This window comes from Rhodococcus sp. ZPP (genome assembly GCF_017656075.1).
GTDB classification, from domain to species: Bacteria; Actinomycetota; Actinomycetes; order Mycobacteriales; family Mycobacteriaceae; genus Rhodococcus_F; species Rhodococcus_F oxybenzonivorans.
Genome location: NZ_CP058638.1, coordinates 701,544 through 713,997 on the forward strand (window position 1 = coordinate 701,544; position 12,454 = coordinate 713,997).

Here is a 12,454-nt window from a genome sequence, read left to right on the forward strand (position 1 = left end):
ACCGTCAGTAGCGGCGTGCTCCGTAGAACGGGAACCTGGCCATCGACTCGATTTTCACCGGAACACCGAATGTGGACGCGTGCAGGATGTTGCCGTTGCCCGCATACAGGCCGACGTGAGAGGCGTCATCGTAGAAGAGGACCACGTCGCCGGGCTGGAGCTGATCGCGCGACACCGGGGTGCCCCCGCCGGCCTGCGCCTGACTCGACCGCGGCAACGCCTTCCCGACCTGCTTGTAAGCCCACACCACGAGACCAGAACAGTCGAACTCGTTCGGACCGGTGGCGCCCCAGACATACGGGTCGCCGATGCGGGTCATCCCAGCCTGGAGTGCGCTCGACCCGGAGCCCGGTGTGAGGTGGGCGAGGATCGTGTTCGGATCGAATCCCGGCGGGAACGGGGTACCGGCCAACTGGTCACGCTCGGCGCCCGTGAGGTCACCGAACGCCTTCATCACCTCACCGATCTGTGCCTGCAGGTCACTCTGCTTGCGCTGCAAATCGTCGCTGAGCGCCTTGGCCTGCTCGGTTGCGGACCGGGCGGTGTCCGCGGACTGCTTCGATGCTTCCGCTGCCTTCGCCGCATCCGACGTCGCTGCCTGGAACTGCGCGACCTGGTTGCGGGTCTCGTTGGAGATGACGTCGAGAGCCGACATCTGGTCCAGAAGTTGCTGCGGCGAATCACTGACCATCACCGCGAAGAGCCTATTGGTGCGGGCTCCCTGGTAATTGGCCGTCGCCAATTTGTTGACCACCGGCTCGAACACCGCAATACGCGCGTTGGCGGCGTCGAGAGCCCCCTGATCACCGGCGAGCTTCGCCTCGGCGTCACGTTGTGCCGCCAACTTGGCGTCGAGGTCGATCCGCGCGTTGTGGAGTGCTTCGGACGTCTGCTCGGACTGCCGGGAGAGATCACCGAGTTTGGCCAGTGCCTCCGTTGGGTTGGTGATCACCGGGTCCGCGCCCGCCGACACGGTGGGCAGAGAGGTGAGTGTCAGGGACAGGACGCCCACGGTCAGCATGCTGCGCAGCGAGCGCTTCATCTTGTTCGAGCCCACGGAATGCGGTTCTCCGTTCATCGATCTCCACCACCCGAGACGCGATGCGATGCGCGACACGAGGGTCCGCGGTCGCGCACGGCCACGGAATGCTGAAGAGGTGGCGACCCGCGTTGTCGTCCGGTTCGGGTGACATGAGTTCGCAAGGTCTCGGATAGGTTACGGAATGGCATACGTTCGTGTCCACCTCCGAAGCAGCCTCGTGGCACAGACGCCACCGGGGCGCATTTCCGACGGTGACAGGGCGCCGAAATGTCACAAAGGGTGGGTTCGAATGGCGATTCGAACCCACCCTCGGTGGTCGTGCGCGATCCTGCGAAGCTACCCCGTACATCCCCGGGCGAGTCCCGGAGATGCGTGTGCCACGCGCCTGGATCAGTAGCGGCGTGCGCCGTCGAAAGGCATCGACGCGATGGGCGCCAACTTGACCGGCTGACTCTCGGTCGAGGCGTGGATCACGTTGCCGTTGCCGGCGTAGATACCGGAGTGCGACCCACCGTAGAAGGACACGACGTCGCCGGGACGAAGATCGGACTGCGCGACGGGAGTCCCGGCCGCGGCCTGGTCGTAGCTGGTGCGCGGCAGGTTGAGTCCGGCCTGCTTGAACGCCCACTGCACGAGACCGGAGCAGTCGAACGAATTGGGACCGGCGGCGCCGTAGACGTACGGGGCACCGATTTTGCTCTGAGCTGCCTGAACAGCTTTATCGCCGGTGGAGGACGCGGGCGGCGCGGGCAGAGCGGGCGCTCCGGGGACCTGCGGGATGACGACGCCCGGGATCTCGAAGGTTCCGATTCCGGGGATGGTGATGGGGTCCGCAGCGGCCGGGGCTGCGCTAGCGGTGAGCGCACCTACTGCAAGAGCGCTGGCGACGATTGCCCGCCGCACATTCCGCTTGGAAACTTGTGACGCCACGAAAGGGGTACTCCGTTTCTTCCATTCGTCCGCCGACCGAGTTAGCTGACGGGTTCGGGCTGGGAAGATCAGCCCTACCCACCGGTCCGACGAACGTCCCGGCAGGATTCACCCCAGTAGAAACTTGGGTTCCCGGTACGGCCCTCTCACGAGAAGCCGATTAGGCGGTGACTAGCGATGCTGTCCCGGTGTGGGGCGGCAAGACTCCGCTAGGTCTCAGGAAGGTTACGAAATGGAGTACCCGGATGTCGACCGGGACACGCGAAGATTGCCCATCGGGCGCAGGGATACCCGCCGCGGGCGCCTGTACCTGGGTTCCGATAACAGCGAGATAACAGCCGGTTGGTTTCCGATCTCTTTTCGATAGCGGCTGTGGCGATTTCGCCCGACCTTTTCGCGACGAGCCTTCGCCGACCCCGCATCCTTGCAGTTCACATACCCTTCCTCGATAGGAGACCCGCAACGCGTCGCCGAGGCCGAACACCTGTCGTCGTCCGCCCGAGGCACACCCACTGCACGACAATCGCTGCCCGCTACCGCACTCCGGGACGAGCCGGGAAAAGGCAGTGTGATCCTCGTCTCTCGCCTCTCGAGTGTTCGTCGGAAGAGGCTTGTCGGTACCCGCCCATACGCTCCGGGCTGTGAGAGTTTCCGGCGTACCCGAGTTACCGAAATTCGTGCAACCGAAGTTCGAGCAACTGAGGTTCGACGAGCTCGACACCCCGCTGCGAGATACCACCTTCGTGATCGTCGATCTCGAAACGACCGGTGGACGGCCCGGGGAGGACGCGATCACCGAGATCGGCGCCGTGAAGGTGCGCGGCGGCGAAGTACTCGGTGAGATGGCCACCCTCGTGGATCCGGGTCGCTCCATCCCGCCGCACATCGTGGAGATCACCGGAATCACCACGGCGATGGTCGTGGACGCCCCGCGTATCGAGCGGGTACTGCCCGCCTTTCTGGAATTCGCCCGCGGCTCGGTGCTGGTTGCGCACAACGCTCCCTTCGACACCGGTTTCCTCAAGGCCGCCGCGGCGGCCACCGACACCCCCTGGCCCAAGTTCACGGTGCTGTGCACGGTCAAGCTGGCGCGCCGCGTCCTCACCCGCGACGAAGCACCGTCGGTGAAGCTGTCCTCCCTTGCCCGGCTCTTCGACGTCAGCACACAGCCCACTCACCGCGCACTCGACGACGCCCGCGCCACCGTCGACGTCCTGCACGCTCTGATCGATCGGGTCGGCAACCAGGGAGTGCACAGTCTCACCGAACTCGTCGATTACCTTCCCGACGTTTCCTCCCACCAGCGAGCCAAGCGCACCCTCGCCAGTCACCTACCGCACGCCCCGGGGGTGTACCTGTTCCGTGGCCCCTCGGACGAGGTGCTCTACGTCGGAACGGCGACAGATCTGCGGCGCCGGGTACGCAATTACTTCACCGGGTCCGAGACGCGTGGACGGATGAAGGAGATGGTGGCGCTCACCACGCGGATCGATCATGTGGAGTGCTCGCACGCGCTCGAGGCCGGTGTCCGTGAACTGCGCCTACTCGCCGCACACACGCCGCCGTACAACCGGCGGTCGAAGTATCCGAAGCGCGGATGGTGGATCACACTCACAGTCGAGGCCTTTCCCCGACTGTCCGTCGTACGCACTCCCACTCCGGATTCACTCGGCCCGTTCCGCTCCCGCTCCACCGCGGTCGAGGTCGCAGAGACGCTCGCCGAGTACTGCGTCTTGCGAACCTGCACCACCCGGATACCGAAAGGACGCGAACATGGACCGCAATGTCCGCCGCGCGAACTCGCCCCGTGCCCGGCGGCCGTGCAGGGTCTGAAAACCGAGGACGACTACAGCCCCGGCCCCCGACTCTTCCGTCACCTGCTGCGAGGCGCCGACGACACGCCACTGCGGCGGATGCGCACACGGCTGGACGCGCTCGCGGCGAACGAGCTGTTCGAGAACGCCGCCCGACTGCGCGACCGCACTGCCGACGTGGCCCTCGCACTGCGCAGAATGCAACGGCTGGCTGCCCTCACCGCGCTCGAGGAAATCGTGGCGGCCCGCCGGGCCGCCACCGGAGGCTGGGAGTTCGCCGTGATCCGGCACGGCCGGCTCGCATCCTCCGGGCGTGCGCGGCGCGGAATACACCCGATGCCGGTGGTCGAGGCTCTGGTGCTCGCTGCAGAGACCGTCGTTCCGGATGATGCGCCGCTCCGCGGGGCCTCGCCCGAGGAAGCCGGTCTGCTGGCCCGCTGGCTCGATAGCGAGGGCACCCGCATAGTCAGCGCCTCCGCGGGATACTGCGAACCCGCGCGGGGGGCCGGATCGTGGGCGGAGTGGTGCGAGCGGGCCCGCGCCGGCAGTGAACCGACACCCGAACCGGAGTCCCGAGCGCCTGTGCCCGACGCTGTTCCCCACCACATAGGGTGGCACTCATGATCAACGCCATCGTCCTGATCCACGCCGAAGCTCGCCGCATCCCGGAAACGGCGCAGGCCGTCGCCGATATCGACGGCGTCGACAAGGTCTACTCCTGCGCCGGCGACATCGACCTGATCGCGATCGTGCGGGTCCGGGACCACGCGAAGATCGCTGAAGTGGTCACCGAGGGGATCAACAAGGTCGACGGAGTGTCCAGGACGGCAACGCACATCGCGTTCCAGTCCTATTCGAGCGCCGATGTCGAGGCCGGATTCTCCATCGGCGAATGACCGGCGCCGGGCGGCGCGCTACTTGGTCGCCGTCATCGCCGAGGTGACTGCGGCCCACTTCGCCAGAAGTGCCGCCGCCGCTCCACTGTCGATTGCCTGAGCTGCCGTCGTAATACCCTCGGCCAAGATTTCTTCGAGCGGGCGGTCGCCGAGACCACGGAAGGCCGCAATGGCGCCGGCAGCGTTGAGTAGCACCGCGTCACGCACCGGCCCGGCCTCGCCGTCGAGGAGGCGCCGTGCCACCAGCGCGTTCACTTCGGCGTCCCCGCCCCGCAGCTCGTCCAGCGACACCCGGGCGATACCGAGATCGCGAGGATCGAGCTGACGCACCGTCACCGATCCCTCGGACACGAGATACACGGTCGACGTGCTCGACGTCGTCAGCTCGTCGAGGCCGTCATCCCCCCGCACCACGAGTGCGGAGTTACCGCGCTGCGCCAGCACCCCAGCGACAACCGGGATCAGATCGAGGAACGCGCAGCCGATGAGTCCCGCGCGCGGCCGCGCCGGATTGGTGAGAGGCCCCAGCACATTGAACACCGTCGGGATGCCGATTTCCTTACGCGGCGCCGCCGCGAACCGGAGGGCGGGATGGAAGACCGGCGCGAAGCAGAAACCGATACCGGCCTCGCGCAAGGAGCGTGCCACCTCGTCGGGCCCCAAGTTGATCCGGACACCGAGTGCTTCGAGTACGTCGGCGCCGCCACTTTTCGAGGAAGCGGCCCGGTTTCCATGCTTCACCACCCGAATACCGCTGGCCGCCACCACGATCGACGCCATCGTGGAGATGTTGACGGTGTTGGACCGGTCGCCACCGGTACCCACGATGTCCACGACATCGGCATCGACCGGCACCTTGCGCGCATGGCCCAGCATCGAGTCGGCCAGTCCGCGCAGTTCTTCCGGAACGACACCCTTCATCTTGAGGCCGACACCGAACGCGGCGATCTGGGCGGACGTGGCATTGTCGGACATGATTTCGTCCATCGCCCACGTCGCGTCTTCCACCGACAGGTCGCGTCCTTCGGTGAGCGCCCCGAGAACCGACGGCCACGTGCGGACCGGTGGGGTCGTGTCGTTCGTCCCCTGGGCGTCCGGGCCCTGCACGATCGGGCTCTGCATCGTCGTGTCCCCTCGAAACTCGTAGCGATGTGTACTCGTGTGATCCGCTCTCCGCAGCCTAGTTGCCTTGCGCATCCGTCTCGCGCACCGGTTGCATTGCGTCCCACCCCGCGACGTCCCCACCGAGACGCTGCGCCAGCCCGGCCATTCTCGACCGTTCCTGGGAACAGTGCAGCGCGTCCAGCACCTGGACCCGTTGCAACACCAACTCCGCGGTCCCCTCGGCCGCCCCGGAGGCGTCGGAGGCGTCGGCAACCGCGACGCCGGTGCGCCGTGGCCGGTATCCGTCCTGCGCGGCAATGGACTCCGCCTCGCCGACCGAGGTCGCCGGCAGTCGCAAATGGTGACGCAGCACGGCCTCCTCGCCGGCCCGCCACACCGGAGTCTCCGAGGCCGCGCGTTCGAGCGTGGTCGAGCACGCCTCCACGTCGTCGAAGCAGGAGGCGACCACGACGAGATCTTCCCGGTCCGGATCCAGTGGAGGCGCCGACCTGCCGCCGCCGAACAGTCTCCGCCACCACCCCGTACTGTTGTCACGAGTTCGCATTCCTCCACCCTTTCATGCCCCGCTACCAGCGTGTCAGCAGGCAGAATCGGACAAGCGGGACGCGTCGGCGCGCCGAGGGTGGACCCGGGTAGTCGTCTCTTACGACGAAGCGTCATACTTCTGTCTGTGACGAGCGCAGTAGGGACTTCAGGATCAGCAATCACCCAACGCGTGCACTCGCTGAACCGACCAAACATGGTCAGCGTTGGCACCATCGTGTGGTTGTCAAGTGAGCTCATGTTCTTCGCAGGGCTCTTCGCCATGTATTTCGTGGCCAGAGCACAGGCGAATGGGAACTGGCCGCCGGAGCCGACCGAGCTGAACCTCTTCCTCGCCGTGCCGGTGACGCTCGTGCTGATCGCCTCGTCGTTCACGTGCCAGATGGGCGTGTTCGCGGCCGAGCGCGGTGACGTTTTCGGTCTGCGTCGCTGGTACCTGCTCACCCTCGCCATGGGCACGTTCTTCGTGCTCGGCCAGGCATACGAGTACGTGCACCTCGTCGAGCACGGCACGTCCATCTCGAGCAGCGTGTACGGCTCGGTGTTCTACATGACCACGGGATTCCACGGTCTCCACGTCATCGGCGGTCTCATCGCGTTCGTCTTCCTGATTGCCCGCACCAAGGTCAGCAAGTTCACGCCCGCTCAGGCCACCGCCGCGATCGTCGTCTCGTACTACTGGCACTTCGTCGACATCGTGTGGATCGCCCTGTTTGCCACGATCTATTTCATCCGTTGATCAGCTGAACGCCCAGGCAGCCCCCTGACGTCCAGTCCGTCCCGACATACCAAAGGGATACAGATGAGTTCATCCCCCCCGCCCGCATCCGATACCACGGCGTCTGCCGCGAAGACGCGTCGCCAGCGCAAGCTACGCCGTCGCGTCACGGGCGCCCTGGTCCTGATGATGGGACTGGTCAGCGCCGGTTTCCTCGCGTCCGCGTTGACGCCTACCCCGCAGGTGGCCACCGCAACCGACGATCAGGCAGCACTGATCCGCGAAGGCAAACAGTTGTACGACACGTCGTGCATCACCTGCCACGGTGCGAACCTTCAGGGTGTGCAGGACCGCGGGCCCAGCCTGATCGGTGTCGGTGAGGCCGCCGTCTACTTCCAGGTGTCGTCGGGACGCATGCCCGCCTCGCGTAACGAGGCGCAGATCGAGCGCAAGCCTCTCAAGTTCGACGCGGAGCAGACGGACGCCATCGGCGCCTACATCCAGGCCAACGGCGGCGGCCCCACGGTCGTGCGCGACGAGAACGGCGAAATCGCCCAGTCCTCGCTGCGCGGCGGCGACATCGGACGAGGCAGCGAACTCTTCCGCCTCAACTGCGCGTCCTGCCACAACTTCACCGGTCGCGGCGGAGCACTGTCCTCCGGCAAGTACGCGCCCGTCCTGGACCCGGCCAACGAGCAGCAGATCTACACCGCGATGGTCACCGGACCGCAGAACATGCCCAAGTTCTCGGACCGTCAGCTGACCCTCGAGGAGAAGAAGGACATCATCGCCTACATCAAGTCGTCGGGCGAGACGAAGCAGCCCGGTGGATACGGACTCGGCGGCATAGGTCCGGCATCCGAGGGCTTGGCCATGTGGGTCGTCGGAATCATCGCTGTCGTCGGTGCAGCACTGTGGATCGGAGCAAGGTCATGAGCGACGCTGGCCAACCGGGCGGCGCTACGCCAAAGAAATACACGGACGCGGAACTCGAGAACCTGAGCCGCGACGAGCTGGTCGAACTCGGTACCAACCTCGACGGGGTCGATGTCGCGTTCCGCCGCAACCGCTGGGCGGTCGAAGGAACCAAGGCCGAGAAGCGTGCCGAACGCTCCGTGGCGTTCTGGTTCGCCCTCGCCGGCGTCTCGGCCGTGGCGTTCATCGCGATCTACCTGTTCTGGCCGTGGGAGTACGCCGGCGCCGGTGAAGAGAACTACTCGGCGTACAGCCTGTACACCCCGCTGATCGGTCTCACCATGGGTCTGGCCATCCTCGGCCTGGGTGTTGGCGCCGTCCAGTTCACCAAGAAGTTCATCCCGGAAGAGCTGTCCGTTCAGGATCGCCACGACGGCGGATCGTCCGAGACGGACCGCCGGACCATCGTCGCGGAACTCGGAGACTCCTTCGACACCTCGACGCTCGGCCGCCGCAAGCTCATCAAGCGCAGCCTCCTCTTCGGTGGTGGCGCACTCGGAATCATGTCGTTGATGCCGCTCGGTGGCCTGGTCAAGAACCCGTGGGCGCAGCGTGACGATTCGCCGCTCTGGGTGTCCGGCTGGACGCCCCGCTACGCCGGCGAGACCATCTACCTGCGCCGAGACACCGGTCGACCCGAGGACGTCGTCCTCGTCCGTCCGGAAGACCTCGACGCCGGTGCCATGGAAACCGTTTTCCCCTTCCGCGAGTCCGACCGCGGCGACCACGACGCCCTGCTCGCAGGCCTGCGCGGCATCCGCAACGCGACGATGCTCATCCGTCTGCGCACCGAAGACACCGAAAGGGTCACCAAGCGTAAGGGCCAGGAGAGCTTCAACTACGGCGACTACTTCGCCTTCTCGAAGATCTGCACCCACCTCGGCTGCCCCACGTCGCTGTACGAACAGCAGACCAACCGAATCCTCTGCCCGTGCCACCAGTCGCAGTTCGACGCGCTGACCTACGGAAAGCCGATTTTCGGTCCTGCTGCTCGTGCACTTCCGCAGTTGCCTATTACAGTGAACGAAGAGGGTTTCCTGGTCGCCACCGGTGACTACATCGAAGCTCTCGGCCCGGCATTTTGGGAGCGTCGACCGTGACCAACAACAAACCGTCCAAACTGAACGCCATGGCCGCCGGCCAGGCGGAGGCAATGGACTCCCGTTACCACCTTGCGGCCGGAATGCGGCGGCAGATCAACAAGGTCTTCCCCACCCACTGGTCGTTCCTGCTCGGTGAGATCGCGCTGTACAGCTTCGTCATTCTGCTGATCTCGGGTGTCTACCTGACCTTGTTCTTCGACCCGTCGATGGCCCACGTGGTCTACAACGGCGCGTACGAGCCTCTGCGTGGCGTCACCATGTCGCGCGCATACGAGACCACACTGAACATCTCCTTCGAGGTGCGCGGCGGATTGTTCGTCCGGCAGATTCACCACTGGGCGGCGTTGATGTTCGCGGCATCCATCGTGGTGCACCTGATGCGCATCTTCTTCACCGGGGCCTTCCGGCGTCCGCGTGAAGCGAACTGGGTCATCGGTTGCCTTCTCTTGATCTTGGCCATGTTCGAGGGTTTCTTCGGTTACACCATTCCCGACGACCTCCTGTCGGGCACGGGCCTGCGTGCCGCGTTCTCCGGTATCACCTTGAGCATCCCGATCGCCGGCACTTGGCTGCACTGGGTGATCTTCGGCGGCGACTTCCCCGGCGACCTGATCATCCCCCGGCTCTACGTGGCGCACGTCCTGCTCTTCCCCGGCATCATCCTCGCGCTGATCGCCGGTCACCTCGCGCTCGTCTGGTACCAGAAGCACACGCAGTTCCCCGGCCCCGGCCGCACGGAACAGAACGTCGTCGGCGTCCGAATCCTCCCCGTCTTCGCCGTCAAGTCGGGTGCGTTCTTCGCCATCACCTTCGGTGTTCTCGCCGTCATGGGCGGCGTGCTGCAGATCAACCCGGTGTGGACCATCGGCCCGTACAACCCGGCACAGGTGTCCGCCGGGTCGCAGCCCGACATCTACATGATGTGGACGGACGGCCTGGCCCGTCTGTGGCCCGCGTGGGAGATCTACCTGTTCGACCGGTACACCATCCCTGCCGTGTTCGCGGTGGCGCTGATCATGGGGCTCGTCTTCACCGTCCTCATCGCCTACCCATGGATCGAGAAGCGTCTGACCAAGGACGACGCTCACCACAACCTGCTGCAGCGTCCGCGGGACGTTCCGGTCCGCACGGCGATCGGCGCGATGGCACTGACGTTCTATGCCGTTCTGACGATCTCCTGCATCAACGACATCATCGCGTACCACCTGAGCATTTCGTTGAACGCGATGACCTGGATCGGCCGTATCGGCATGGTGCTGCTGCCGCCCCTCGCATTCTTCGTGGCGTACCGGTTCTGCCTGGGTCTGCAGCGCAGCGACCGTGAGGTTCTCGAGCACGGCATCGAGACCGGCATCATCAAGCGGATGCCCAACGGTCAGTACATCGAGATCCACCAGCCGCTCGGCCCGGTCGACGGCCATGGCCACCCGATTCCGCTCGAGTACCAGGGTGCGGCCATCCCGAAGAAGATGAACAAGCTCGGCTCCGCAGGCAAGCCCGGCTCCGGCAGCCTTGTCACCGCTGACCCGATCGAAGAGAGCGAAGCTCTCGAGGCCGCTCTGCATCATGGTGAACGCGAACAGCTCACCATGCTGACCGAGCTGCAGAATCGGGTGCACGGCAACGGACGCTCCGGCAATGGAAGCTCCGGCAACGGCGAGGCCCACTGAGGCTGACCCCGCACTGATCAGGGCCCCGAACCACTTGTGGTTCGGGGCCCTGCCTCTATAGGACGAGCTACGTCTCCTCCCTCCTCTCGCGACTGCGCACGGAACACCACTATCACTGCACCGAGACTCAACAGCAGGCCTGTCGCGGTGAGGGCTCCGAAGGGCTCACCGAAGGCCACGGCCCCCCACACCGCCGTCACGGGTGCCATCAGAAACATCAGCGTATTGACCCGGGTGACACCATTGCGTCGCAGCACCAGCCAGTACAGGCCGTAGCCGCCGAAGGTGGACAGAACCACCAACCAGGTCACGGCAAGCCAGAATGTGGCGTCAGCCGGTGGAGTCACATCTCCGCCCGCTGCGGCCATCGCGGTGAACAACACCGCGCTGGTGACACAGTGGATCGTCAGCGACACCGTGGGATCGGTGTCCCGAGGTGAGCGGCGCGCCAAGAACGTCGCGGCTACCAGTGAGAGCATCCCTGCGAACGGCACCATATACGCCCACCACACCACTCCTCCGGACGAGGCGGCATCGCCGACGGTGACCGTCACGACTCCGGCCACACCGAGCGCCAGACCCCACCATTGACGCGGCCCGACATACTCCCTCAGCAGCGGTCCGGCAAGTACGGCGACGACGAGAGGCTGAGTACCGTCGATCAGCGCCGTGGTCCCACTGGAGACCCCCAAGCCGATTGCCTGGTAGACGGTGAGGAGGTAGCCCGTTTGCGACAGGGCGCCGATGACAATCTCGCGCCGCACCGTGTGCATTCGTATGCCACTCCAGAGGTGGAGTCCGAAGAGCATTGTGCAGAGGACAAGCACCACGGCGAGGGGCAGGAACCGCCACATGAGCAGGGTGATGGGATCGGCGGTGCCGGCACCGAGTTTCGCTCCGATGAAGCCCGAACTCCAGCACACGACGAAGGCCACAGCGAGAAGTACATTCACGAAGAACCTCCCCGGGTATACAGATCTATGTAGCAACCCACGCTATACCGATCTGTATACTTCTGTCATGAGCACAGTGCCGGAACCGAGACGAGTCACGCTGACCCCGGGGGCCCGACGTGCCCTGGCCGCAGCCGACCGCTTGTTCTACGAACGCGGAATCTCGGCTGTGGGGGTCGATCTCATCGCTGCGGAGGCGGGCGTCACGAAGAAGACGCTGTACGACCGGTTCGGGTCCAAGGAACAGCTCGTGGTCGAGTACCTCGCCGACCGCGACGAGCGCTGGCGACTGTTCCTTGCCGGCTATCTCGACGCAGCGGGCAGCTCACCGGACGGACGCCTGAAGGCTATCTTCGACGCATCCCGCGACTGGGCCGGTCAGCACAGTACAAAGGGCTGCAGCATGGTGAACGCGCACGCCGAGATCAGCGACCCAGCCCATCCGGCGTACCGCGTCATCATCGATCAGAAGCGGTGGATGCTCGCACTGTTCACGCAGGTATGCGCCGACGCGGCGGTGTCAGACGCCGACGAACTTGCCTGCACCTTCATGCTGCTCCACGAGGGGGCTCTGGTGGCACATGGTCTTCACGTGTTCGAGGACGCGCTCACCCTCGCGTCGGCTCGGTCACAGGCACTGCTGCGCGCGGCCGTCACGGCCTCCCGCTAGAGATGCGACAACAAC

Annotated in this window: 12 protein-coding genes and 1 riboswitch; of the genes, 7 read left to right on the plus strand and 5 right to left on the minus strand. The window is 65.4% G+C overall.

The features are described from left to right. Positions 1 to 4: 4 nt before the first annotated feature. The gene (locus HYG77_RS03230) at positions 5 to 1,057 is read right to left on the minus strand and encodes a C40 family peptidase (protein ID WP_208963265.1); all 1,053 of its coding nucleotides are present in this window, start codon (positions 1,055 to 1,057) and stop codon (positions 5 to 7) included. A gap of 375 nt (positions 1,058 to 1,432) precedes the next feature. Further along, positions 1,433 to 1,972: an NlpC/P60 family protein gene (locus HYG77_RS03235; RefSeq protein WP_208961825.1), complete on the minus strand. Its 540-nt coding sequence runs from the start codon at positions 1,970 to 1,972 to the stop codon at positions 1,433 to 1,435. Between the two features lie 14 nt (positions 1,973 to 1,986). Next, positions 1,987 to 2,149, minus strand: a riboswitch (cyclic di-AMP (ydaO/yuaA leader). Positions 2,150 to 2,649: 500 nt separating this feature from the next. On the opposite strand from HYG77_RS03235, the gene HYG77_RS03240 reads away from it, so the two are divergent. Together HYG77_RS03240 and HYG77_RS03245 are read left to right on the plus strand one after the other, a co-directional pair. After that, on the plus strand, positions 2,650 to 4,410 hold the full coding sequence (locus HYG77_RS03240) for a DEDD exonuclease domain-containing protein (RefSeq protein WP_208963266.1): 1,761 nt from the start codon (positions 2,650 to 2,652) through the stop codon (positions 4,408 to 4,410). Then, the gene (locus HYG77_RS03245) at positions 4,407 to 4,682 is read left to right on the plus strand and encodes an Lrp/AsnC ligand binding domain-containing protein (protein ID WP_109335029.1); all 276 of its coding nucleotides are present in this window, start codon (positions 4,407 to 4,409) and stop codon (positions 4,680 to 4,682) included. The genes HYG77_RS03240 and HYG77_RS03245 overlap by 4 nt, the downstream gene beginning before the upstream one ends. Positions 4,683 to 4,700: 18 nt before the next feature. Here HYG77_RS03245 and trpD read toward each other — a convergent pair whose 3' ends face one another. Further along, entirely contained in the window at positions 4,701 to 5,789 is a 1,089-nt protein-coding gene (gene trpD, locus HYG77_RS03250) for an anthranilate phosphoribosyltransferase (protein WP_244461340.1), read from the minus strand. 73 nt (positions 5,790 to 5,862) lie between these two features. Next, positions 5,863 to 6,351, minus strand: a complete 489-nt coding sequence (locus tag HYG77_RS03255; protein WP_109329214.1) for a hypothetical protein — start codon at positions 6,349 to 6,351, stop codon at positions 5,863 to 5,865. A 126-nt stretch (positions 6,352 to 6,477) separates the two neighbouring features. Here HYG77_RS03255 and HYG77_RS03260 point away from each other — a divergent pair, with 126 nt between their 5' ends. The 4 genes from HYG77_RS03260 to HYG77_RS03275 all read left to right on the plus strand — a co-directional run bounded on the left by HYG77_RS03260 (position 6,478) and on the right by HYG77_RS03275 (position 10,816). Further along, a complete protein-coding gene (locus tag HYG77_RS03260) occupies positions 6,478 to 7,089 on the plus strand; it encodes a heme-copper oxidase subunit III (RefSeq protein ID WP_109329212.1) in 612 nt (203 codons plus the stop codon). Between the two features lie 63 nt (positions 7,090 to 7,152). Continuing rightward, a complete protein-coding gene (locus HYG77_RS03265; RefSeq protein ID WP_204164917.1) occupies positions 7,153 to 8,004 on the plus strand; it encodes a cytochrome c in 852 nt (283 codons plus the stop codon). Continuing rightward, positions 8,001 to 9,143, plus strand: coding sequence for a ubiquinol-cytochrome c reductase iron-sulfur subunit (locus HYG77_RS03270; protein ID WP_109329208.1), 1,143 nt, complete (start codon positions 8,001 to 8,003; stop codon positions 9,141 to 9,143). The genes HYG77_RS03265 and HYG77_RS03270 overlap by 4 nt, the downstream gene beginning before the upstream one ends. A 29-nt stretch (positions 9,144 to 9,172) precedes the next feature. Further along, complete coding sequence (locus tag HYG77_RS03275; protein WP_208963267.1) at positions 9,173 to 10,816, plus strand: cytochrome bc complex cytochrome b subunit; 1,644 nt, start codon at positions 9,173 to 9,175, stop codon at positions 10,814 to 10,816. Between the two features lie 17 nt (positions 10,817 to 10,833). Here the strand turns inward: HYG77_RS03275 and HYG77_RS03280 are convergent, their stop codons facing one another. After that, positions 10,834 to 11,769 carry a DMT family transporter gene (locus HYG77_RS03280; protein ID WP_208961827.1) on the minus strand — a complete coding sequence of 312 codons (936 nt, stop codon included), beginning with the start codon at positions 11,767 to 11,769 and terminating at the stop codon, positions 10,834 to 10,836. Between the two features lie 67 nt (positions 11,770 to 11,836). Here HYG77_RS03280 and HYG77_RS03285 point away from each other — a divergent pair, with 67 nt between their 5' ends. After that, positions 11,837 to 12,439, plus strand: coding sequence for a TetR/AcrR family transcriptional regulator (locus tag HYG77_RS03285; RefSeq protein ID WP_208961828.1), 603 nt, complete (start codon positions 11,837 to 11,839; stop codon positions 12,437 to 12,439). The last annotated feature ends 15 nt before the right edge of the window (positions 12,440 to 12,454 follow it).